At 39.7% G+C, this 22,609-nt stretch carries 20 protein-coding genes; 1 reads left to right on the top strand and 19 read right to left on the bottom strand.

Features of this window, described 5'->3' with window-relative positions:
- Positions 1–95: 95 nt before the first annotated feature.
- From HMPREF3112_RS07885 to metK, 15 genes are all read right to left on the bottom strand, one after another.
- A complete protein-coding gene (locus tag HMPREF3112_RS07885) occupies positions 96–977 on the bottom strand; it encodes a DNA/RNA non-specific endonuclease (RefSeq protein WP_070439110.1) in 882 nt (293 codons plus the stop codon).
- A 61-nt stretch (positions 978–1,038) separates the two neighbouring features.
- Entirely contained in the window at positions 1,039–1,227 is a 189-nt protein-coding gene (locus HMPREF3112_RS07880; RefSeq protein ID WP_003097027.1) for a DNA-directed RNA polymerase subunit beta, read from the bottom strand.
- Position 1,228: 1 nt separating this feature from the next.
- Positions 1,229–2,500 (bottom strand): UDP-N-acetylglucosamine 1-carboxyvinyltransferase, encoded by a 1,272-nt coding sequence (gene murA / locus HMPREF3112_RS07875; protein ID WP_048674659.1) that lies wholly within the window; start codon positions 2,498–2,500, stop codon positions 1,229–1,231.
- A 67-nt stretch (positions 2,501–2,567) separates the two neighbouring features.
- On the bottom strand, positions 2,568–2,804 hold the full coding sequence (locus tag HMPREF3112_RS07870; protein WP_070439333.1) for a DUF1146 family protein: 237 nt from the start codon (positions 2,802–2,804) through the stop codon (positions 2,568–2,570).
- A gap of 191 nt (positions 2,805–2,995) precedes the next feature.
- The gene (galE, locus tag HMPREF3112_RS07865; RefSeq protein WP_070439107.1) at positions 2,996–4,009 is read right to left on the bottom strand and encodes a UDP-glucose 4-epimerase GalE; all 1,014 of its coding nucleotides are present in this window, start codon (positions 4,007–4,009) and stop codon (positions 2,996–2,998) included.
- A gap of 14 nt (positions 4,010–4,023) precedes the next feature.
- Positions 4,024–5,445 carry a DUF4832 domain-containing protein gene (locus HMPREF3112_RS07860; RefSeq protein WP_070439104.1) on the bottom strand — a complete coding sequence of 474 codons (1,422 nt, stop codon included), beginning with the start codon at positions 5,443–5,445 and terminating at the stop codon, positions 4,024–4,026.
- Complete coding sequence (locus HMPREF3112_RS07855; RefSeq protein WP_022496458.1) at positions 5,438–6,109, bottom strand: DUF4956 domain-containing protein; 672 nt, start codon at positions 6,107–6,109, stop codon at positions 5,438–5,440. The genes HMPREF3112_RS07860 and HMPREF3112_RS07855 overlap by 8 nt, the downstream gene beginning before the upstream one ends.
- Before the next feature lie 48 nt (positions 6,110–6,157).
- On the bottom strand, positions 6,158–6,886 hold the full coding sequence (locus HMPREF3112_RS07850; protein WP_070439330.1) for a polyphosphate polymerase domain-containing protein: 729 nt from the start codon (positions 6,884–6,886) through the stop codon (positions 6,158–6,160).
- The gene (locus HMPREF3112_RS07845; RefSeq protein WP_070439101.1) at positions 6,876–8,642 is read right to left on the bottom strand and encodes a CotH kinase family protein; all 1,767 of its coding nucleotides are present in this window, start codon (positions 8,640–8,642) and stop codon (positions 6,876–6,878) included. Before HMPREF3112_RS07845 ends, HMPREF3112_RS07850 begins: the two co-directional genes overlap by 11 nt.
- The gene (gene pelG / locus HMPREF3112_RS07840) at positions 8,639–10,090 is read right to left on the bottom strand and encodes an exopolysaccharide Pel transporter PelG (protein WP_048674653.1); all 1,452 of its coding nucleotides are present in this window, start codon (positions 10,088–10,090) and stop codon (positions 8,639–8,641) included. Before pelG ends, HMPREF3112_RS07845 begins: the two co-directional genes overlap by 4 nt.
- Entirely contained in the window at positions 10,090–11,496 is a 1,407-nt protein-coding gene (gene pelF / locus HMPREF3112_RS07835) for a GT4 family glycosyltransferase PelF (protein WP_038675874.1), read from the bottom strand. The genes pelG and pelF overlap by 1 nt, the downstream gene beginning before the upstream one ends.
- Positions 11,497–11,518: 22 nt before the next feature.
- Complete coding sequence (locus HMPREF3112_RS07830; RefSeq protein WP_070439098.1) at positions 11,519–13,345, bottom strand: DUF2194 domain-containing protein; 1,827 nt, start codon at positions 13,343–13,345, stop codon at positions 11,519–11,521.
- Positions 13,342–14,259, bottom strand: a complete 918-nt coding sequence (locus HMPREF3112_RS07825; protein WP_070439095.1) for a hypothetical protein — start codon at positions 14,257–14,259, stop codon at positions 13,342–13,344. The genes HMPREF3112_RS07830 and HMPREF3112_RS07825 overlap by 4 nt, the downstream gene beginning before the upstream one ends.
- On the bottom strand, positions 14,256–16,028 hold the full coding sequence (locus HMPREF3112_RS07820) for a DUF4118 domain-containing protein (RefSeq protein WP_070439092.1): 1,773 nt from the start codon (positions 16,026–16,028) through the stop codon (positions 14,256–14,258). Before HMPREF3112_RS07820 ends, HMPREF3112_RS07825 begins: the two co-directional genes overlap by 4 nt.
- A 667-nt stretch (positions 16,029–16,695) precedes the next feature.
- Positions 16,696–17,889: a methionine adenosyltransferase gene (gene metK, locus HMPREF3112_RS07815; protein WP_014634398.1), complete on the bottom strand. Its 1,194-nt coding sequence runs from the start codon at positions 17,887–17,889 to the stop codon at positions 16,696–16,698.
- 279 nt (positions 17,890–18,168) lie between these two features.
- Between metK and birA the strand changes: the two genes are divergently transcribed.
- The gene (birA, locus tag HMPREF3112_RS07810; protein WP_070439089.1) at positions 18,169–19,107 is read left to right on the top strand and encodes a bifunctional biotin--[acetyl-CoA-carboxylase] ligase/biotin operon repressor BirA; all 939 of its coding nucleotides are present in this window, start codon (positions 18,169–18,171) and stop codon (positions 19,105–19,107) included.
- Here birA and HMPREF3112_RS11080 read toward each other — a convergent pair.
- The 4 genes from HMPREF3112_RS11080 to miaA all read right to left on the bottom strand — a co-directional run bounded on the left by HMPREF3112_RS11080 (position 19,094) and on the right by miaA (position 22,547).
- Positions 19,094–19,279 (bottom strand): DUF3272 family protein, encoded by a 186-nt coding sequence (locus HMPREF3112_RS11080; protein ID WP_080977673.1) that lies wholly within the window; start codon positions 19,277–19,279, stop codon positions 19,094–19,096. The two genes, birA and HMPREF3112_RS11080, sit on opposite strands and share 14 nt — an antisense overlap.
- 167 nt (positions 19,280–19,446) lie before the next feature.
- On the bottom strand, positions 19,447–21,102 hold the full coding sequence (gene dnaX, locus HMPREF3112_RS07805) for a DNA polymerase III subunit gamma/tau (protein WP_070439086.1): 1,656 nt from the start codon (positions 21,100–21,102) through the stop codon (positions 19,447–19,449).
- Positions 21,102–21,602, bottom strand: coding sequence for a GAF domain-containing protein (locus tag HMPREF3112_RS07800; protein ID WP_305366755.1), 501 nt, complete (start codon positions 21,600–21,602; stop codon positions 21,102–21,104). Before HMPREF3112_RS07800 ends, dnaX begins: the two co-directional genes overlap by 1 nt.
- 33 nt (positions 21,603–21,635) lie before the next feature.
- The gene (gene miaA, locus HMPREF3112_RS07795) at positions 21,636–22,547 is read right to left on the bottom strand and encodes a tRNA (adenosine(37)-N6)-dimethylallyltransferase MiaA (protein WP_070439080.1); all 912 of its coding nucleotides are present in this window, start codon (positions 22,545–22,547) and stop codon (positions 21,636–21,638) included.
- Between the last annotated feature and the right edge of the window lie 62 nt (positions 22,548–22,609).

Below are 22,609 nucleotides of genomic sequence, written 5' to 3'. Positions count from 1 at the left end.
GAGCAAGCTAGTGAATAAAACAAAAAACTCACCTACGGGTGGGTTTTTGTTTTTCTGGATACTAAAAACGACTCCAATCGGAGTCGTTTGTTTCGTTAATTCACCGTTACTTTGCCTGAATAATAATCTAGGGTAATTCCCTGTTGGACATTTGGAACGAAGACATTGAACTCAAGCGAGCCATCTGCTGACTTGGCTTCAAGATGTGATCCTGATGGAATCAGGTTATCTCCTTCATAAATTAGGGTAACGCGATAACGGACACGTTTGTTTTTATCCTGAGCTTTTCGTACCAGGCTTTCATAATAGTTTTGGCCTGTGGAAGTTTCGCTATTAGCTTGGTTAGCCCAAGCAGTTTGAACGGCAATATTTTCTGGATTTGAAGTCGAGGCATCAAATCCTTTGAGACCACCTACAAGTGCATAGCCCAACAAATGGCCTCGGTCTACGGCATGGCTATACTCTCCTGAAAGATTGTGAACTTGATGCCATCCAGCTGGTGTCCAAGATGTTGAGCCATTCCCTGTTTCTTGACGATTTTTGTACTGTCTAGTCGCTTTACTTAACAAAGCATTCGCAACTGTAGGAACCGTTTGTCCTTGAACCCTTTTAACTTGGTTATTAGCATAGGGTTTGCTAGATACCTTAGCATTAAGATTGGTTTTATTACCGTTAACAATATAGGCACCAGCCCCATTCCATTCTATGGCGTTTCCTAGTTGACTCTTGACAGAACTAGTCATCACCGTCTCTGCGAGTTGCTCTTGTGGCGTAGACTGCCCACTTGTTGAGCCGTTTGATTTGGCGGAGTTATTGGATTTTCCCGAGACTAGACTAGCTACCTGCTTGATTGGATTGTTAGGTGAGAGCTTATTACTCGTTCCAACGTAACCTAAAACTGCAATCAAAACCGCTATCAGTAACGAGACTAGCTGACGTTTCTGTTTATTTGTTAAAGATGTCTTTCTTTTTGCCATTGTTCTCTTTCTTTTATATGAATGTCATGACTAAAGGAGCGGGATTACTTCCCACTCCCTTTTATTTTCCTGTAAATTTAGCAACAATTGCCTGCCAAGTTTCTGGTTTTAAGATGCTTATCGGATCCTTGCCCTCTCCTAAAACAGCATAGCCTATCATCAAACCGATAGCTAGAAAAGCAAGGCCAATCACACACACACTTAAAACAAGTAATAATTGACGAAAAACATAGCCTTTACCAGTTTCCATACTAAGCCTCACTTACACGTGAAATATTTGCTCCTAGTTTAGCTAGTTTCTCATGGAATTGATAGTAACCACGATCCAAGTGTGTTAATTTACCAACAGTCGTTGTTCCTTCAGCTACCATTCCTGTAAGAATAAGTGCTGCCGAAGCTCGAAGGTCAGTAGACATAACCTGAGCACCTTGAAGTGGCAAACCACCGTGAATCATAGCCGTGTCACGAAGGATTTCTGAATGAAGTCCCATACGACGCATTTCTTCCAAGTGTTGGAAGCGATTCTCAAAGACAGTTTCAATCATGGTTGATTCCCCATTTACCACTGCCATAAGTGCTGTAAATTGAGCTTGCATGTCAGTTGGGAAACCTGGGTGAGGTAGAGTTTTAACGGTTACTGGTTTCAATTGAGAAACATCAGATTTAACACGAATGCCGCCTTCTTCTTCCTTAACATCAACACCCATTTCCAATAATTTTGAAATCAAAGGACGGTTATGTTCCAAGATAGCATCTTTGATGAGGACATCTCCAGAAGTCATAGCCGCTGCTACCATAAAGGTACCTGCTTCAATACGGTCCTGAACAACTGCATGTTTAGTACCATGGAGAGCTTTAACACCTTTAATCACGAGTGTTTCAGTTCCAGCACCTTTGACGTCTGCTCCCATCTCGTTAAGAAGAAGGGCCAAGTCTACAATTTCTGGTTCACGCGCAGCATTTTCAATGGTTGTAACACCATCAGCCAAAGTTGCTGCCATCATAAGGTTTTGAGTGGCACCAACAGATGGGAAGTCCATATAAATAGTTGCACCTTTAAGGTTTTCTGCTGTCGCAGTAATGTCACCACCAACTTGGGTAATTTTAGCACCCATTGCTTCTAAACCTTTGAGGTGGAGGTCGATTGGACGACTACCAATCGTACAACCGCCAGGCATTGAAACCTTAGCGTGACCATTACGGGCAAGAATAGGTCCAAGAACTACGATTGACGCACGCATCTTGCTAACATACTCGTATGGTGCTTGATCGAGAATTTCTCCACTAGCATCAACGACAACGGTATTGTTTTCCTCGTCAAAGTCTACAGCAATATCTAAACCACGAACAACATTATTCATCGTGTAAACATCTGACAAGATTGGAACATTAGTTAAGGTTGTTTGACCTTCTGAGGCCAAGATAGTCGCTGCCAACAAAGGGAGGACAGCGTTTTTAGCACCTTCAATGACAACCTCACCACTTAATCGAGTGTTGCCACCCTGCACAATAATTTTATCCATAAGGATTCCTTTCAAGGGTCATTTTCATCTTTTTGTATTATATCAAAAGTCTTTTAAAATCACTAATTTAAGAAATCGAGCTAGCCATATTCTGTCCAAAAGCTAAAACCGACAGAATAAAGGAGCTGATAAGATAGCCTAAGGCAATACTGATAAAGAGCAAAAAGAGTTTCAATTTACCAGTATTTTCAGTCGGATTTTTGATGATTTTTGCCCAATCAAAGAGGCTAATCAGTATTTGGTAGCTCAATCCTATAAATACAAGGTGACTCGCCAAAGTGACGAATTGATTAATAATAGTCATAATTTCATTATACCATAGAAAGCTAAGCTTAAACATAAAAAGAGGGTGAGACAGTTCTAAATCTGTAATCATTTAGTGACCGCTTCCACTCCTCTTCTCTTTATTTTTGAAGCTACTAGATTAGGGATAGTTTAAAATAATCTAGTGCTTATCTTACGCTCTCTAGGAACTGATAATTTGAGTTATGCTACTTAGTCTTCATAACCGTTTGGGTTAGTCGTTTGCCAACGCCAAGAATCTCTAACCATTTCTTTCAAGGTCTTCTTAGCTTCCCAGCCAAGGACTTCTTTGGCCTTTTCAGGAGAGGCATAGCAAGTAGCAATATCGCCAGCACGACGTCCTTGAATACGGTATGGGATAGCAATCTTGTTTTCAGCTTCGAAAGTCTTAACGAGATCCAAAACGCTATAACCATGTCCAGTACCCAAGTTGAAAATCTCAGCACCTTTATGACTCAAATTATATTTGACAGCAGCCAAGTGACCTGAGGCCAGGTCAAGAACGTGAATGTAGTCACGCACACCTGTACCATCTGGAGTTGGATAGTCATCCCCAAAGACGTTAAGCTCAGGCAGTTTACCGATAGCTACTTGTGTAATATATGGCATCAGGTTGTTTGGAATACCGTTTGGCAATTCCCCAATCAAACCACTTTCATGAGCACCGATAGGATTGAAATAACGAAGATTTGTGACAGACCATGAAGGATCTGATGCAGCTACGTCTGTAAGAATTTGTTCCATCATCAACTTAGTATAACCGTATGGGTTAATCGCTGATGTTGGCATATCTTCGGTCATTGGAGAAGGATTATTGGTACCGTAAACTGTTGCACTTGAACTGAAGACGATGTTTTTAACATCATATTCCTTCATTTTTTCAAGGAGTGTAATGGTACCACTGATGTTGTTCTTATAATATTTCAAAGGTTTTTGAACAGATTCACCCACTGCCTTGAAGGCTGCAAAGTGAATAACTAACTCAATATCTTCATTTGTGAAAACCTTATCCAAAAAATCAGTATCTAAAATGGATCCTTGATAAAATGGAAATTTTTTACCTGTAATCTTTTCCAAACGTTCAAGTACTTCTGGTGAACTATTTGAAAAGTCGTCAACTAAGACTACATCGAAACCTGCATTAAGGAGTTCAACGGTTGTGTGGCTACCGATATAGCCAGCTCCTCCTGTAATTAAAATAGACATTTATTTTTCCTTTCTTACTTGCCAGTGCCTTTTTGATCCTTTTGAATCGTTGCTAATTTAGGCATAACTTCTCCTTCAAAACCCTTCATGGCAAAATGAACCGAAGGCTCTTGTGTCATTGGAGATAGAATTCCTAGCTTCACTTGATAGTTCTGATCTTTGGAATAGGCGAAACCTGCCTTAAGTTCAGTTGTTTGATCTGGAAGCAATTCAGACAAACGACAATCAAGTTGTTGGGCTTGAAGAACCTTGCCATTAGCATTACACAAGTATAATACCACAGGCCAATCCCCATATAAAGGGGCAACCCCAGAATTTTCCAAATTAAGGGTAATATCAACCTTGCTCTCTCCTTTGGAGATTGCCAAACCTGACACCCAGAGGCGATAGCCCATATTCTTCAAGAGCTCCTTATAAGCAGCTTGCCCGTCACCAATATCTTCAGCAACCTTTGGACCCAAGAAGGTCAAATGAGCTGCTTTAGCTTCTTCTGTAAGCTCGTCTAAGTTATTACCTAGTAAGCTAGACATAGACTGTGAACTTGTCAATTCACCACCGATAGGAGCCTTTTCCCAAGCCTTAGGCATGGCTTTCAAGGCTGCTTGCTCTTGGGTTTGATCGTATGATCCACCATTTTGAATCCAATTTAACCAGGTTTTGGTTGCTGATTTGTCTCCAAAGACGTCATTATAGATTCCAAAATCACCTTCCAAACCTGTATCAAAAGGTCTTCTCATAAGAATCTTCGCTTTAGGAAAGGCTGGTTGAAACGGTGCGATGTAGTCCTTACGAACTTCTTTTCGTGGCAATTGGCGAATGCCAACATCTGAGTGAACATGCCACTCGCCCCAGTGTCCTAAGCCACCAAGTTCGATGTAGGCGATAAAATCATCATTGCCCCAACGCTGTCCCATAGCAGTAATAGCTTCTTTATAGTATTTTCTAAGCAGTTTATTTTGGTAATTTGGTGAAAATCCTTTACCGTAGGATGTGTTATAAGCATCCCCAAGGTCAGAAATTTCATTTCCCAACCAGTCAGGGATATCCTTATGACTTGATTTGCCAGGGTAATCTAGCAAGAAACGTAAGACGACCTGCTTGCCTTCTTTCTTCCATCGTTTGAACTGGTTACTTTCTTCAATCGTTTCCCAGTTATAATGGCCCTTTTTAGGTTCCAATTCTTTCCATGTGATATCAACATAGACAAGATGAACATCTTCAGAAACTGTTTTTTCTTCCGCTGAAGGGACATAACCCATGAGCGGATTCCCAAAACTCTTGTCTGAAAGCGTATATTCAAACTTGGTACCTGTATTTCTGGTATTCAAATACACAAAAATAGCATAAAGACCACTCGTAATGATGATTAGACAGATGACGAGCCAAAGTTTCTTCTTTCGACTACTCCAACTCTTCTTCTCACGTTTACTAGCCATGGTATTCGCCGTTGTATTGGATCAGCGTAAGGTCTTTGACACCTTCGATAGATTTAATATTTTCAACGAAGGTTAGGTCGTTATTTTTCACAAAGACTTCAATAGCCATCTCAACACTGTCTTTTCGCATGGTTTCAGACTTGATAAAGTGTTTGATGCGACCAAGTTCTTGAATAACTTTGTCACCTGTGTGCTCACCATCATAGTGAACCACAGCGATATACACCTTACCAGTCTCTTGCAAGCGGCTAAAGACAATAAGCATTAAAAGGATAACGATAGACGTTACAACTGCTAGGACATACATACCTGCCCCTACCGTAATCCCTGAGGTAATTGCCCAGAAAAGGTAGAGCAAGTCCATAGGATCCTTAACTGCGGTACGGTAACGGACGATAGAGAGGGCACCGACCATACCAAGTGAGATAACGATGTTTGAACTGATTGCCAGTGTTACCATTGACGTGAGCAAGGTCATACCGACCAAGGTCATGGCAAAACTGCGTGAATAAATAACGCCTGTAAAGAAATGCTGATAAACCTTATAGATAAAGGCTCCAATCAACAAGGCAAGTAGCAAGACGATAACAATACGTAACGGTGATTGTGTCGCATAGTTATCAGACTGCAAAATTGATTTTTTTATAAAGTCTTGAACACTCATAAACTCCCCTTCTTATACTAAGTTCTTCCAAACTTAGCCTTTTCCTATTTATATATTCCCATCTTCCCAGTATTCAAAACCATTTAGATACTGAGATTTTTCATAAGCCAATACGTACTTAGAGACAGCCATCATGTCTGCTTTCCCTGGCAAGACACTCTGGACAATCTTTGGCAGATACTCTGTGTATTTAACTTCGAAAACCATCTTTTCTGGATCAATGACTGGAATTGTTGGTAAGTCTGGATCAAAAATATCAAAACTTCCAACCGCTACTCTAACATTTTGGTCAAAGGTTAAGCGAACTGTTCCAAAGTCATAGACCCACGGCTCTCGCTCATAGTCAACGATGGTCCGTGGACGCATCATGTTACTAACGCATTCATAGTAAAATTCCTGACAGAGAGGATATGGACTTTTTAAGAGAAAGTCATAGTCCCCATCAATAATTTTATAAAATTCTTCAACGGTTAGAGGTGCATCCTCTTTCAGAATGTAGGTATCTACCTTTTTCTTACGCTCTAGTTTGATACTATTGGTCCCGAAATTATAGATACGAATCCGATATTTTTTTCGAACCAGAATACCTGCATCTTTTTCAGCATAGGCACTATTCCAATAGTCGTCAAAATAAAGACTCCGAATGGTATAACCACCATTTGTCGCATGCTTATCCAATTGAATCAAATGTTTAAAACGCTCAGTCAGCAGAGCCTTGTCTGGTTCACCGATGACATATTTCAACTCATGGCGAAAGGGCTTCTCTTTAGTCTTCATAACCATCTACCCCAATTTTTCCATCTTCAAGGACAAAGAAGCTCATGATACCAAATTGTTTTGAATTATCACTATTGACATAGTAGTCAAAGGCACGTTGTGATTGTCCTGCTTCATTAGTTGCAGTCACACGTACAAAATATTGTCCCTTAGGCAAGGTATCTGTTTCGGCACTGAGAGTTTTGAGACCAGATTTTTCAAAGACTTTGTCTTTAAATTCATAGTCCTTAGCTAACTCTACAGTGTAAGTCAACTTGCTGTTATTGAAATCGTAAGAAGCACCCCAACTTAATTTCAATTTGTTATTGGCCACTTCCGGCTTATTGATAAAGAATGGTTGTGGTTTTTCAAGACTTGTTTTATAAATCCTGTAGTTGTTCTCCAACTCATTTGGCAAATCTGCCAAAATCTTGTCATAATTGTCAGGAGTTGTCTTAGCATGCATTTGGTCAGGCATCTTAGCTAGGTAAGGTCTAATGACTGCTGCGTATTCATTACTCATAGAAGTAATCTTATCACCAGTAATCGTCTTACGTAGCTCATCCATCTTCTCATCTAGTCCCTTGCGGAACTCTTTTGATTTGAGCAAGCGTTGGAAAAGTTGGTTCCCCCAATAGTTGCTGACACCGACTTCCCAGCTATTGGCTTGGTCGCTGTCCTTACTTACCAAACGACGTTCATTCTTCATCAAGATACTATCGTTATCCCAAGGAATGATGTACCATTTGGTTGAGTTTTGTGGGCTATAGAGATACATGTTACGACTCTGTGTATCATCGTTACCAAGTAACATCTGGAAGGCCATCCAATATTGGATATTCTCAGGATCTACATACTTGTCCATGATGGTTTCAACCTTCACCGATGGATCGTTGAGCTTGGTTAGAAAATCAATAAGTTTGGTGTGATCATGGCTACCTTTGATTTCCAAAAGTTTCTCGAATTTATCCTTGTCGAATTTAGGATCTTCTTCTTTAACAATCGTATCTTCATAGCGGAAGAATTCGAAGAAGTTTGGTTTATAAAGGTTGGCATTTTCATCCAGACCATGATCTTTCAGATAGTTTTTGTTAATCTGTTCGACTTGCGTGTAGAGACCATAATCCTCAAATTTACCTGATGGATTGTCAGAGGTTTCATCCTTAACGTAGAGGTGAACAAAACTCGTTCTAGCACCCATGAGTTGAGGAATTTCTTCCATTAAATCATAGGACAACTTATTTCTAAAGCGAAGGGCTTCAGTCTGGTGTTTGTTAAGGTTAATGGTACGTTGGCCGTTCCACTCGCCCTTGTTCTTTTTAATCTTGATTTTATAGTTCTTTTGGGCGTTCTTACTTGAACTTTCCCCACGAATCTGAACACTGGCGTTTGGCACGTCCTGGTCATAACCCAACTCACCAGACACAGGACCGTCCTCATTACCAACTTGAAGAAGACCTGCTACTTGGTATCGTTTAACACCCATCTTCTGATAATCTTCAACAGAATATTGGTTGACCTCAGACCATGAGTGATTTTGATTTTCTGTAGCATCTCCTCGACGTACAGTCAGGTACATGGTCGTTACCTTGGTATGATCTTTATCATAGAGACTCTTTTTGTCTCTTAAGTGTACATTAGAGATATCAGTGGCCGCTTGTTTATCTACTTTTTTAGTTGTCACACCGTTTTTTGTCTGTTCCTTGGTTCCACATGCTGTAAAACCAAATACCGTACAGAGCAACAAAACCGCTGCTAAACTCTTTTTCCTATTCATTTCCCCCACCTCTTTTGTATGTTTTCTAAACGCTCAGTCCATTTTTCAAAATAGCCCACGTCTTTCTTAGATACCATGGTTTGGCTTCCTAAGAAATGATACTGAAGATCACTTGTGTATTTATCGATTTCCTGACCACTTTCGATGAAAAGAACTAAAGAAGAAATCAGGAAGGCATAGCCTAGGAAGGCTGAGTCCAAGAACTGAGAACCAAAACTCAAAACTACTGTCAGAATGGCAAAGTGTTTGGCAAGCTTCTTGGCACCCTTATAATCTGCAAAATACATCAAAAGCAAGATATTCACATTGCCTACAGCATAGAGACCATAAGCTAGACATAGCGTTAAGAAGTAACCATGCATTTGATTGTTAAAACCAATTGGTAAGTAAGTCAAAACCACGCTTCCGAAGAACATGATGAAAATTGTCGCTAGCAATTGTTTCCAAAAAACATATTTGAGCTCATTACTCATGACATCCAACATTTGAGTTTCAGCTTCCTGAATATCCGAAAGACTTCCCTCTTCATTGTAGAGCTTAAAATAACGTCGGAAATGCGGATAGAAGGAAACCTCGACAGACATAACGAAATTAAGTGTTGATACTAAAGTCGTTAAGTAGGCTAACATGGCCGGCACATCGTAGACTGGAGCTGTACGGAAGAAGCCATCAAAACTCTTACTAATTGGTCCAAACCAGTTAATAACAATATGAGCAAAGAGGGCCACCAACATGTAAAGTCCAGTCTTGGCAAGATCAGAAAATTGATCAAACCATTTCAAAAACTCAAAGGACATTTTAAGATTAGATGGGAAATAGTCATGGATCAGACGAACCATCCAAAACATCATTCCACCATATCCCAAACAAACACTTAGGAATATACCATACTTTTGATGTAGGAAAATACTAAGTAATCCAGAGATAATCGTCACACCAATCGCTAAAAAGAAACCTTTGATAATTTCTTTATAGGATTTAATCGCTGTCAAATAGGTAATGACATTCCAAACGAGACAAAGCTCACCAAAGAGCAAAACTCCCATAGCCACTTCTGCTAAACTTCGACTAGCCAGGGCTAGATAGAGCGCATACAGTGGCGTTCCAATCATAAGCATCAAGGCACTCGACGCATAAAATGAAGGAATGATAGTCTCAAACTTCTTCTCGTAGAGCATGTCCGCAACAAAGCGGGTTACCACCAACGAGAAGAGACTGGTAATCACAAGTGAAAAAATGATAGCGTAGGTTAAGTTCGAAAGAATATAATCACGCTCATTTTCACTGATTCCCGCTACCATTGTCAGAACAACGACACCAGCTGTAAGTAAAATCCCCAAAAGCATAGGACCGGTATACACAATTCCAGCATAAGCGTAGGCCTTTTGTTTTGAAAAAAGGTTATCCTCGTTGTAAATTTTACGTAATTCAAATCCAATACCGGCCATTAAACAGCCACCTCCTCATATAAGCGTCGGTACTGACCGATCATTTGCGGATATTGATATATCGCTTCAACACGCTTACGCGCAATTTCACCCATTTCAAGACGTCTAGCATCATTAATCGCCATCTTCTTCATAGCTTCTGCAAGAGGCCCTGTACAAGTAGGTGGCGCACAAAATCCTGCAATCCCTAGATTGTCATCCTCACGACCTTCTAGCAATTCTCGACAACATCCGACATCTGTCGTCACACAAGGACGACTAGCTGCCATTGATTCTAAAACAGAAAGTGGCAAACCTTCAGAAAGGCTGGTCAAAAGCGTAAAATCAATTTTCTTCATATATTCTCGAATATTAACACGACCAGTGAATAGGAGACGATCTCCCAAATCCATCTTATCGGCCAAGCTAAAACACTCATCCGCATATTCTTGGTCATCTATACCACCCATGATATGCAAACGAACGTTTGGCACTTGCTGAGCCAGTTCGTAGAAAGAATACAACATGGTTTTGATGTCCTTAATTGGAGCCAAACGTACCACGGCTCCAATATCAATCCAACCATCTGGTTCTTTCAAAGGAATTTGAGAAAAGGCATCGTAGTCAATCCCGTTTGAAATAACCTGACATTTCTCTGGATCACAACCCATCTCGATCTGAATTTCCTTGGCCTTAGTAAAGAGGCTGGTAATTTTTTGAGCATTTTGATAAATCGCATCAGACAACATATAGAAGAACCTTACCCACTGTTGGCGCATTGTAGGTAAAACCCACTTGGCACGAAGCAATTCTTCCTCACGTTCACGCGTATAAATCCCGTGTTCAGTTAAGAAGAGAGGTTTGTCATAAGTCAAACTTCCCAAAGTTGCAAGAATACCACCATAACCTGTAGAGATTGAGTGGTAAACATCTGCTTCAGGAGGTGGACAAGATAAAATATTTAAAAGTGGAAACAGCATAGAACGGATCGTGTGAAAAACATCTGAAAAAGATAGCTGCGTGTAGCGCTCACTACAGAGATCCTTCAAGACCTGAAAAAAGGCCTCACTACTCAAGAGATCGTTAGGAACGACCTTACCATCCTGTAAAATTTTAAACAAGACTTTCCAATCAGGTTGTTGACAAAAAACCATATCTTTAAGGGCTTGTTTTTCCTCATCTGTAAACTGATGTGGCTCTATGTCTTCTTCTTTATCTGGCACAACATAGTCCAAAAAGACTTCGTGTACTTCTACGACATTTTCAGGAAGTTCATAAACAAACTTTCCCTTTTGCTCATGTGTTGCCCCCACAACCCAGAGAACAAATTCATGCTCTTTCATTTCTGTAATATATTGATGCATCCAAGTAGAGACACCACCGTGAACATACGGATAGGACCCTTCAAGAATTAAACATATCTTCATCGGCATTTTCCCCTATTTTGCCTTATTTTAATGTGATGGTGACTGACTTATTCGTAGCCTCCAATAGGTAAAGATCACCCGTTAAATGCGTAACCTTACCATTTTTTACCTTCTTAACCTCGTTTTGATTTAAACGAACCATAAGGTAAGCATGATCATGAAAATTCTCAAGATCAATTTTTAGGGCGTCTTTGGTATATTTTTGAGAAACTTTCAAAATACCGTAACGCTGAACAGCACCTGCTAATTCTGAACCTGTTAGATTCCTGAGCGAAGGTGACATATTGTGGACCCAACTAACTTCCTTGTCTAAAGCCTTGTACATCTTTGCCCAACCCAATTCTGCACCACGATCGACATCAAGAACGTCATCAGGGTGAAGGAAATGGTTATTGACATAGTGCATATTCATTTCAGAAAAGACCGTCATCTGTGAGAAATCGTCCCAAACCGCACCAGAAACTGTACGTGGCTCTTCAATCATTCCATCAGGTGACACTTCAAACTCTTGCGAATAAGTGAAATCTCCTGGGAAATAGTTACTTGAGATAGCCTTGATTTCTGGGAAATCATTAACGATTACCTCTCGCCCTTCTTTTGAAAGGATATTTGATGGTGGAACGTAGACTGATTTTTGCGCTTTAGGAAAGAGTTGGTTGACAAAACGAATCAACTCAGACAGACTGGCCTTCATAGCAGCCTTATCCTTCCAAGTCTTGTAGCTGGCATACTTTTCACCATAATTAACAGATGAAGGACTCAAAGGTTGGTGGTTGTAACCATGATAACCAAGTTCACCGCCATTAGCCAAAAGCGAATTTCCAAAATACTTGAAACGATCTAAATCATTTTGTTGAACAATTTCACCATCTGTCTGGGCCTCATAGTTTTCAATGACCACACCTGTATGAACAATACCATACTTTTCGTGCAGCTTAAGAAGGTCTGGCCACCAAACATTGGTATAAAATTCAGACACAGACATGTCGTAGTCACGTTTAACGAAACGACCATCTCCAGCTGGAACAGGTGATGGGAAATCATCTATATAATAGGTAGAACCATTGATTACTGGATAAACTGTCGCTTCAGTTAAAAGACTATAGGAAGCGGCATAAATACCACGGACATTACGCTCATAGATTCCAAGATTGTCAACGACAAACTTCCCTTTGCCGTATGATTTTTCCCAAATCAACGGTGTATGAGAATCATCTGTTGTTTTAGCATGTACCTTAACATCACTTTCAAGTGAGACTTTTCTAGCTGACTCAAAAGGTTCTTCAATTTTATAATTGCGTCCCCCACCAATCATAAAGTCAGGATCCACGTAGATTTCCTTGACCTCATCCATCTCAAAATTGGAATAACTCACGCCGAGATTATGATCAATGGCATCCAGATTACTTTCTTTCCCCATGGTTACTGCAAAAAGTGTTTGACCACCTTTTTCAGTCCAATCCATTAGTGGCTGAACCTGGTCCTCCATTCGAGAAAGGTCAGTGACAAGAAGGACTACTTTTTTATAATCTGAAAGTGAATAGGACTCGTGTTTAGCCACATCGACTAACTTAGCTCCCATACGCATATCTTTTAGAATTTGCTCAAACTGTTTCCAAGCCCTTTGACTCGTCTCGTTTTCACTATCATAAAGAACCAGTGTATCTTTATCTAAATCCTTGACCACTGAGGCCGTAGATGGTACTTTTCCAGTAAGATAGGCTTCCTTACCTTGAGTTGGGTACCATTCCCCTTTCTTTTGAACAAAGAGTCCGATGGCCAGACACAAAATAAGGCCAACCCCTAGCAAGGTTTCTTTGCGGATAACATTCTTTTTACCTAATTTCATGCCATCACCTCTTTTCCTTGCCAGAAGTTCAAGAGATCTTGTTTGTCCTTAGAAAGAACAACCTGTTTGCCTTGCATCTCACGAATCATGTTCTTAAATTCATCAAACTGACCAGTTTGATAGTAATATTCCAAATACAAATAATACACATCATCCGCATTTGATTTAATTGAAAGCTGTGTCAAATGCTTTTGAGCCAAATCATACAAACCAAGAGCTAGTTCATTATGAATAATTCGCACTAAGTCTTTAGCAGTTGTTCCGTGACTAAGTTTTTGCAAGAGACGTTCCTCGTACTCCTTACGAAGCAAACCTTCCATTTGTTTACTTAGAAGTTCTTTAGAGAGGTAATCTTCCATAAAATCACAATACTCAGTTAAGAGGTCAAAGTCTGCTTCACCCTTTTCAAAGCGTTTCTCAAAGGCAGTCAACCTCTCATCGTATTGACTTGAAATTTCAGAAATGAAGGTTGTCGCATAGTGGACAATTTCACTGTCCTCATTTAAACGAGCCAAGTAGAGCAAATCCATAAAATGAGATGGATCGTCATTAGCCAATCCCATCAGTTGCTGACGAGCTTCCTTAGCCTTATTCAAATAGAGAGATTCTTCAAGAGGAACGATGTCTTCTTCAACCAATTCCTTAGGACGTTGAAAATCATCGATATTTCCAAAATCAATGGTCAAATCTTTAATTTTGCCACCAACTGCTGCTTCTTGACCACGACGGTGTCTACCAGGATTTGGCTTAGAAATCATATGAATCAGACCGGCACCAAAGAAAGGTAAAGCAATTGGGAAAATCAAGTAAAAAATGGTTAAATCTGATCTGCCACTAACAATGGCTTTATAGACAAGTGCTATAGATAGGAAGTAACAAACCGTTAAAATACTAGTAATTAGGACTGGAATCATTGTGCAACCCTCCCTTGATGACTAGATTGTTCAAGAAGTTCTGCCTTTTCAATGAAAGAACGACTCATTTTTGAAAGAACCTCAAGCTCGTTTAACACTTTAGTAGACATAGCTTCAAAAGGAACAGCCTCTACCCAAATGATAAAGGTACCCTCTGCCTTGGTCTTAACTTCCACGGCATAAGCTGGACGATTCTCAAGCAATGATTTATTAGCCCAGACACGTCCATGACCGAAGGCATCTCCAACTTCTTTAAAATCTGTCAAAGATACTTGCTTCTTATCGTTATCTCCCAAAAGGAGCTCATATTGGAAAGGACCACCACCATAAAGTGAAACAGGAGCATTCAAAATCTCTGAAACCAAATCAATCGTCTGTCTAAGAACCTTCTCAACACTAGCATGATCTAAAGTCACAAAGTAAGAATAGGCTTTTCCAAGACCATCTTGACTTGCCAACAAGGCATTTTTCAGGTCTTTATTTTCATTAAGTAATGTATGGTAGGATTGATTAAGGATAAGATAGTCTTCCTTAACTGTTTCCAATTGTTTATCTAGTTGTAGCTTGTCATCTTTTTTCTTCATTTCTACAAATCCACAAACCATAGCAATAAAGATATAGGCAATAAAAGCAACCCAACGATCCGTATTATATAGAAGCAATTGCCAGCTAGTTCCAGACAAAATTTGACTAATTGTCAAACCAATAATTGCAAGAACTGCTGAGAACAAGCCATAACCCATGCCCAAAACTGTACTAATCAAGACAACAAAGAGCAAACGTAGGTCGATCAATTGAAACTGTAACTGACCTTGAGTCATATATCGAAAAGCTTCAAAGACTAAGAAAGTCACGACAACAGCAGCAAGTTTCTTATTTCTCTTTTGCTTAACGATATTATCTACGATATTGCGGAACTTAGAAACACGTAAAGAACCTTTTCGCTGCTTTTGATAGTCTTCGTAAATATCTGGCAAGTCACGCACCAAGGCATAACGCATAAACCAAGCGAATCGATCACGCAAATCATGGTGCTTTTCAGGATCGTTATCATATTTCCTAATTCTTCTTTCCTCTAAGAAATGAACCTGCTTGTTAGGGAAATATTTATCCAAAGCTTGCAAGAGCTCACCAAAAGTCAGTTGGAAGGGATCCGGAATAATAATACTTTCATAGATGTCATTCCATCGCTCACATAATTTGTGAAGCAAATCTCCCAAGTCAGATAGACTGATAAAAGTCGCCTGACTTTGTGATGACTCCTTCAACTCCACCTGCTCATGATTGTCTAAACGTACAAACAGTTTATATAGATAATCTTCTTTATTAATGACTGAATAAAGAAAGGGACTATGCAGAACTTTAAGGTTGACCCCAAATTCTCGAGTCCAAGATAATAAGGTATCCTTAGTTGTCGTCTGTAAGCTTCGTTTCCCATCCTCAAGGACAGGACCTGTAATGTAAAGTAAACGTTTGTTTTTTCTATCTTTAAGACACTCTAACAATCTGATGAGATTTTCAATCTCCCCTGAACTTTCATGTCCATAATTGAGATATTCCGAAAAATAGATGATTTGATCATAATCATGAAAATCAAAAACATCTTCTAATTGATTGTTCTCATAATGTTTGGTATATACGGTGATTTTATTCTTACGAGAGTTCTTTACACCTGTATGACCAAAAATAAAAACTGCTTGATTAGGAAACGTTTTCAAAATGAAATCGTTTGTTAATCCAGCAGTATTACCAAGTATCAAAATATTCATAAACTTCTCCCCACTTTTAAGAGTGTCCCCTTAACTACACTCTCTACCCATTCTAATCATTAGTCTCAAGTATTTCCCAATAATCTCAAGACCACCATGTAATGCCTTTCTTAAGAAAGCTCTTTGAAAGTTATGGCCTCCTCCCCAATGAGTGAGCACGTAACTCTCATCTGAATCTCTTTCGAAGATTCTTAAAGATTTTAAAAATATAAGAAAGAACAAGATCATTCTAAATAAACATTAACGTAAATTAATATTATTAAAGAATAGATTAAATTGACTAACTAAATATCTTGTTATGTTGATTAGCTTCCCCAAGAAATCACAAACTAACCAGATCACTTTAGATTATCTAACACCTGTTAAACCTTATTTAAAGGTATTTCTTCTTACTCTATCAATCTAAAATGACTCTAGTTTTATAATTACATCGTCACTTTTATTATAGCAATTTATTCTTATTTTTCAACTCCTTTCAAAGGTTTTCACCAAAAGAATTTATCTATAGCTAGTAGTTTTTATCCTTAAATCACTCAATCCATAGGCTTTACAAGTGTTTAAAGTCAGAAAATTCATATTATTTATTTTCAAAACAAAAAAACAGAATTCAAAAAAATTAAATTCTGTTACTTTGATATTATTAAATTGAAAGTAATATTAAATCTTTTTAAGCTTCTACAGCCGCTTTGAGGGCATCTACCTTGTCCAATTTTTCCCATGGAAGATCGATGTCCGTACGTCCCATGTGACCATAGGCCGCTGTTTGACGATAGATAGGACGTTTAAGATCCAGCATTTGAATGATACCTGCCGGACGCAAGTCAAAGAGATCGCGGACAGCAGCTTCAAGTTTACTTTCAGCAACTGTCGCCGTTCCGAAAGTATCAACACGGACAGACACAGGGTTAGCAACACCGATAGCATAAGCCAATTGTACTTCTGCTTTCTTAGCAAGACCAGCAGCTACGATGTTTTTGGCAATGTAGCGAGCTGCATATGAAGCTGAACGGTCAACCTTAGTGGCATCCTTACCTGAGAAGGCACCACCACCGTGTCTTGAGTAGCCACCATAAGTATCAACAATGATCTTACGACCAGTCAAACCAGAGTCCCCTTGAGGTCCTCCGATAACAAAACGACCTGTTGGGTTGATAAAGAACTTAGTCTCATCATCCAAGTATTCGGCTGGAATAACTGCCTTAATGACTTTTTCAATGACATCTTGACGAATTTGGTCGTTAGTCGCTTCAGGATCGTGTTGCGTTGAGATAACGACTGTATCAACACGTACTGGTTGGTCATTCTCATCATACTCAACGGTAACCTGAGATTTAGCATCTGGACGAAGGTATGAAATCTCACCAGATTTACGCAAATCTGCCAATTTTTTAACCAATTTATGTGAAAGGCTAACTGGAAGTGGCATAAACTCTGGAGTTTCGTCAATAGCAAAACCAAACATCAAACCTTGGTCACCAGCTCCGATAAGATCAAGTGGGTCTTGATCACCAGTTCCACGAACTTCAAGTGCTTCATTGACACCTTGAGCAATATCTGGTGATTGTTCAATCAATGATGGGTGAACCCCTACAGATTCTGCCGCAAAGCCGTATTCTGCATTGTTATAACCAATTTCAGCGATAGTATCACGAACCACACGGTTAATGTCCACATAAGCTGTTGTAGAAACTTCACCGAAAACATGGACAGAACCAGTGTAGACAGCTGTTTCTGCTGCAACGTGTGCATCTGGATCCTCTGCTAAAATCGCATCAAGAATGGCATCTGAAATTTGGTCTGCAATTTTATCTGGATGCCCCTCAGATACTGATTCAGACGTGAAAAGTTTACGTTCTGACATATAAAATGTCCCCCTTTTAATATGAAAAATAGTATTAGATAGCACGGATTTAACCGTCTCCTAATAGGTAAAACGCTATGCTCCTGGTAGAGCTAAACGCCGTTAAAAAGTTACAAAGAACCAACAGCCAACTCTAGGATGACTGTTGCCTTATCGGGACTTAATAACTACCGTCCATTATATCATGTTTTTTCAGTCTAGTCATATAGTTATTTATTATCAAGCCTTATCAATAAGTTATAGTGAGCATTTTACCATCTTTTGTATTATACTTAGGATATGAAAACTTATGAACACGTTTATGACATCTTATCGAAGAGTCCTGATTTTGTGACGGGAGAGAGCTTGGCTAAAAGCCTTGGTGTCTCACGGACAGCTATTTGGAAGGCAATTCAAACACTTCAAGAACAAGGAATTGACATTACAAGTGTCCGCAAGAAAGGCTACTATTTAGAAAAGGGAGATATTCTTCTTCCTCAAGACATCTCTAAGCAACTCAACATTCCAGTCTACTTTAATCCAGATTCTAACTCTACCCAACTAGATGCTAAACATGGCATGGAAAAGATTAATCCGACGCCTGCACTATATCTGGCATCAAGTCAAAAGGCAGCCAAAGGACGATTTGAACGTCACTTCTTTGCCAGTCCACAAGGTGGTATCTACATGAGTATCCACTTAAAGCCCAACTGTCATTTTGAGGAGTTACCTCCTTATACGTTGATGGTGGCCGCTGCTATTGTCAAAGCTATCCAGCGTCTAACCGGAATCAATACAGAAATTAAATGGGTTAATGACATTTACCTCAACAACAAAAAAATGGCTGGTATCCTTACCGAAGCCATTAGTTCTATCGAATCTGGTCGCATCACAGATGTCATTATCGGGGTTGGACTTAACTTCTCAATCACTGATTTTCCTGAAGAGTTAGCTAATAAAGCTACTAGTCTTTTTACTTCTGAAAAACCAAGCATCACTCGAAACCAGCTCATTTCAGAAATTTGGAAACTCTTTTTAACCATTCCTACTAGCGATTTGGTCAAAGTCTATAAAGAAAAGTCCCTCGTTTTAGATAAACAAGTGGCCTTTGAACAAGCTGGAAGGACTTATACTGGTATTGCCAAGGAAATTGGCGATAAGGGCCAACTTCTCGTTCTTACTGATGATGGTCAGGAAAAATGGTTGACCGCTGGCGAAGTAAGTCTTACTTCTTGGTAGACTTGTCGGCTGCACGCGCAATGCGTGAAACAACATAGGTTGTCCAAAGACGACGAAACAGTAAATACCCAAAAAAGGCTGTAAAAAAGTAATAGCCGTGCTGTAAACTGTAATTAAAACAAACCGTTTCAAAAATAGTTTCAAGCGTAATAAACAAAATTTGTTGAACCATAAGATTATTATATCAATAGATAGAGCCTAGGACAAGCAGTCTAGGCTCTTTTCATTTTTACACGGATGGACCTTCCAAACACCCGATTCAGAAATCTATCAAATTACACTGGACAGTCACTCTATCTAACTTTCTTGGCTCGGACCTAAAAGGTCCACTGGACCTTTTTAGTCCTCTATTTCTACAACATCAGAGAGAAATTCGAGTTCTTGAGGGATATACTCTTCGCGATCTTCTTTTTCCAATTCTTCTTTGGATTTGAGACTTCGTGCAAATTCTGTTCGAAGTTTTTCAAATTCTGCTTTTGGAACAGCCATAATATTAGGTGAGAAACCGGCAGCTGAACTCATGATGTTGCCAAACATATCATTGAGATCACTGCGTTTCATGACCTGTTCAGCATTAAAGGCAGCATTAAATGCCAGGATGGCATTTTCCTGATTGGCTAGTACAGGCTCGGAGCCATTCAAAAGTGCCCTATTTTGTGGGCTAATAGAATCCAAGATTTCAGGCCAAGTTGCCTTTAGGGCATCCAGACACTGGCGTGATTTCTGAGGATTTTCCATGGTTTCACGCATAATCGTGAGAATCTTTTCACGATCTACCTTGTACTGATAAGCAGGTTTGACTTTTCGAGTTGGTGCTACTTCTCCTTGGACTTTGCCCTCTTTAAGAGCTTTACGTAGACCTTCAACTTCACGACGAAGACTATCTAACTCTTCTTGTAAATTCCCTGAAATTTCTTGTGAAACCTGAGTATGGGTTTCTGACAATTTTATAGTCAGCATTTCCGCATAGATTTTAGGATGTGTTCCAGTTTTAATTTCTGGCAAGGCACTTGTAACCAAGTCAATCAATTGGAAAAGTCGGTCTTGCTCCAGAGAAAGATTCTCTTCAAAAAGGGGACTATGGTGACTGTTCTCTCCGCCCGCTTTGACAATCAAAAGATCACGGAAATACTCCAAGAGATCCGTCGCAAAACGGCTCATAGACTTACCATTATCAAAAAGAGTTTCAAGATTTGATAAAGCTTGCGTAGTCTCTTGATTGCGAACGTTAGCGACAAAACTGTCTAAGGCTGTCAAACCAATAGAACCAGTGATTTCTTCAGCTACGGCTTGGCTGACATGATTGTCAGGAGATAGACTCAGTGCTTGGTCTAAGATTGACAAAGCATCACGCATACCACCTTCCGCACGACGAGCAATAATGGTCAAAGCTTCATCATCAAAGGTTAATAATCCTTCTTTTTCCAGAATTGAAGCCAAATGCTCTTTAATAGCTCCCTGCTTGATCGATTTAAACTCAAAACGTTGGACACGAGAAAGGATAGTTGCAGGAATCTTATGTAATTCAGTGGTCGCTAGGATAAAGACCACATTTTCAGTTGGTTCTTCCAAAGTCTTCAAAAGAGCATTGAAGGCACCTGTCGAAAGCATGTGAACCTCGTCGATAATATAGACCTTGTAAGTCGCACGACTTGGAGCGTAGGTCGATTTGTCACGGATTTCACGAATCTCATCCACACCGTTGTTGGAAGCCGCATCAATCTCGATAACATCTTCGAGACTACCGTTTGTAATATCGCGACAAATATCGCAGTGATTACAAGGTTCACCATCAACTTGATTAGGACAGTTCATAGCCTTGGCAAAGATTTTTGCCGCACTGGTCTTACCGGTACCACGTGGCCCAGAAAAGAGATAGGCATGGCTGATTTTCCCCGACTCTACCTCCTGTCTGAGCGTGGTTGAAATCACTTTTTGACCAACCATTTCACCAAAGGTCTGACTACGGTATTTACGATATAAGGCTTGATACATTAGTTTACCTCAAACATTCCAAATGTAAGCTCGGTTTTCTCGAGTAAAATTTTGATAAACGCTTCCAGATAATCTTGGTCTACGTCGTTATAGTCTCCTACTTGGTGAGAATCCAAATCGAGAACACCAACTAATTTACCATCTTTGACCATTGGTACAACAATTTCACTTCGAGCAGCGGAATCACAAGCGATGTAATTAGCGTGTTTGGTGACATCTTCGACAATTAAGGTTCTATTTTCTGCTGCAGACTGGCCACAAACACCCTTACCTAGGGCAATTCGAACACAAGAAACATTGCCTTGAAAAGGGCCAAGGATTAACTCATTATTTACATTATCCATCAGGTAGAAGCCTGTGAACACAGAATTTGGTAGAGTTGTATTCAAGAGTGCCGAGGCATTAGAAAAGTTGGCCAGAGCATTGTCTTCATTGGCAAAAAGTGCCTTAGCCTGAGCTAGCATTATTTCATAGGCTAATTTTTTTTCTTCGTTAGTCATAACTACCATTATATCAAAGATAGGTCCTTAAAACTAAGATTGACCTACCTTTTCTCCTTCCCTTTCATTTAAAAATAATTCAAGATCATGAATAACATTTTCAGGATATTCTGGACTAGAAATCTGATAAAACTTAACAGTCATCCGATTTCTGAACCAGGTTAATTGACGTTTAGCAAAACGACGCGTATTTTGCTTAAGTTTTTCCAAGGCTTCATCCAAGGTCTGATTCCCAGCAAAATAAGGAAACAACTCCTTGTAGCCTATACCACGAGCTGACTGGGCGTCAGGATAATTATCATAAAGCCACTTAGCCTCTTCCAAGAGTCCAAGTTCAACCATCTTGTCCACTCGTGTATTGATACGGTCATAAATCAAGGAGCGTTCATCATCTAATCCGATAAGAAAGGGCTCATAAGTCGTCTCAGTATTTTCAAGATTCTCCGAAAAACGATGAAGTTCAAGTGCTCTAGTGGCACGACGTCGGTTAATCTCCTTAATCTCAATACCCAGGTCATCGATTTTGTCAAAAAGTTCCTGATCAGATAATTGCTCTAATTCTGAGCGATAGGCTAAAACCTGTTTCTGGTCTACCTGTCCCCCTAGATGATACCCTTCTATAAGGCTTTGTAAATAGAGACCTGTTCCTCCTACAATAATAGGCAACTTGCCACGACTAACAATATCAGTAATGGTAGCCTCAGCCTCTGTTACAAAATCATAGGCTGAATAAGACTCATTAACATCGCGAACATCAATCAGATGATGCACTGCTGCAGCCTGCTCTTCAGGAGTGGCCTTTGCGGTTCCTATATTCAATTGTCGGTAAACCTGCTGGCTATCTCCTGAAATAATTTCTCCATTAAAGCGCTGGGCCAATTTAATCCCAAGCGCCGTTTTTCCCACAGCAGTAGGTCCAGCCACTACAATAAGTTTGGTTTTCATAATGTTTTCACTTGCTATTCTAGATATTTTTTTAGATAATATAAGCATATTATAACATATAC

The sequence above is a fragment of the Streptococcus sp. HMSC10E12 genome (assembly GCF_001807855.1).
GTDB classification, from domain to species: Bacteria; Bacillota; Bacilli; order Lactobacillales; family Streptococcaceae; genus Streptococcus; species Streptococcus salivarius.
The sequence above is the reverse complement of the archived record's forward strand: the minus strand, read 5'-3'. Positions and strand labels throughout refer to the sequence as shown.

What these genes read in the sequence shown, in the direction of transcription:
- HMPREF3112_RS07885 (WP_070439110.1), bottom strand. Translation starts at nt 977, where the DNA reads ATGGCAAAAAGAAAGACATCTTTAACAAATAAACAGAAACGTCAGCTA.
- HMPREF3112_RS07880 (WP_003097027.1), bottom strand. Translation starts at nt 1,227, where the DNA reads ATGGAAACTGGTAAAGGCTATGTTTTTCGTCAATTATTACTTGTTTTA.
- murA (WP_048674659.1), bottom strand. Translation starts at nt 2,500, where the DNA reads ATGGATAAAATTATTGTGCAGGGTGGCAACACTCGATTAAGTGGTGAG.
- HMPREF3112_RS07870 (WP_070439333.1), bottom strand. Translation starts at nt 2,804, where the DNA reads ATGACTATTATTAATCAATTCGTCACTTTGGCGAGTCACCTTGTATTT.
- galE (WP_070439107.1), bottom strand. Translation starts at nt 4,009, where the DNA reads ATGTCTATTTTAATTACAGGAGGAGCTGGCTATATCGGTAGCCACACA.
- HMPREF3112_RS07860 (WP_070439104.1), bottom strand. Translation starts at nt 5,445, where the DNA reads ATGGCTAGTAAACGTGAGAAGAAGAGTTGGAGTAGTCGAAAGAAGAAA.
- HMPREF3112_RS07855 (WP_022496458.1), bottom strand. Translation starts at nt 6,109, where the DNA reads ATGAGTGTTCAAGACTTTATAAAAAAATCAATTTTGCAGTCTGATAAC.
- HMPREF3112_RS07850 (WP_070439330.1), bottom strand. Translation starts at nt 6,886, where the DNA reads ATGAAGACTAAAGAGAAGCCCTTTCGCCATGAGTTGAAATATGTCATC.
- HMPREF3112_RS07845 (WP_070439101.1), bottom strand. Translation starts at nt 8,642, where the DNA reads ATGAATAGGAAAAAGAGTTTAGCAGCGGTTTTGTTGCTCTGTACGGTA.
- pelG (WP_048674653.1), bottom strand. Translation starts at nt 10,090, where the DNA reads ATGGCCGGTATTGGATTTGAATTACGTAAAATTTACAACGAGGATAAC.
- pelF (WP_038675874.1), bottom strand. Translation starts at nt 11,496, where the DNA reads ATGAAGATATGTTTAATTCTTGAAGGGTCCTATCCGTATGTTCACGGT.
- HMPREF3112_RS07830 (WP_070439098.1), bottom strand. Translation starts at nt 13,345, where the DNA reads ATGAAATTAGGTAAAAAGAATGTTATCCGCAAAGAAACCTTGCTAGGG.
- HMPREF3112_RS07825 (WP_070439095.1), bottom strand. Translation starts at nt 14,259, where the DNA reads ATGATTCCAGTCCTAATTACTAGTATTTTAACGGTTTGTTACTTCCTA.
- HMPREF3112_RS07820 (WP_070439092.1), bottom strand. Translation starts at nt 16,028, where the DNA reads ATGAATATTTTGATACTTGGTAATACTGCTGGATTAACAAACGATTTC.
- metK (WP_014634398.1), bottom strand. Translation starts at nt 17,889, where the DNA reads ATGTCAGAACGTAAACTTTTCACGTCTGAATCAGTATCTGAGGGGCAT.
- birA (WP_070439089.1), top strand. Translation starts at nt 18,169, where the DNA reads ATGAAAACTTATGAACACGTTTATGACATCTTATCGAAGAGTCCTGAT.
- HMPREF3112_RS11080 (WP_080977673.1), bottom strand. Translation starts at nt 19,279, where the DNA reads ATGGTTCAACAAATTTTGTTTATTACGCTTGAAACTATTTTTGAAACG.
- dnaX (WP_070439086.1), bottom strand. Translation starts at nt 21,102, where the DNA reads ATGTATCAAGCCTTATATCGTAAATACCGTAGTCAGACCTTTGGTGAA.
- HMPREF3112_RS07800 (WP_305366755.1), bottom strand. Translation starts at nt 21,602, where the DNA reads ATGACTAACGAAGAAAAAAAATTAGCCTATGAAATAATGCTAGCTCAG.
- miaA (WP_070439080.1), bottom strand. Translation starts at nt 22,547, where the DNA reads ATGAAAACCAAACTTATTGTAGTGGCTGGACCTACTGCTGTGGGAAAA.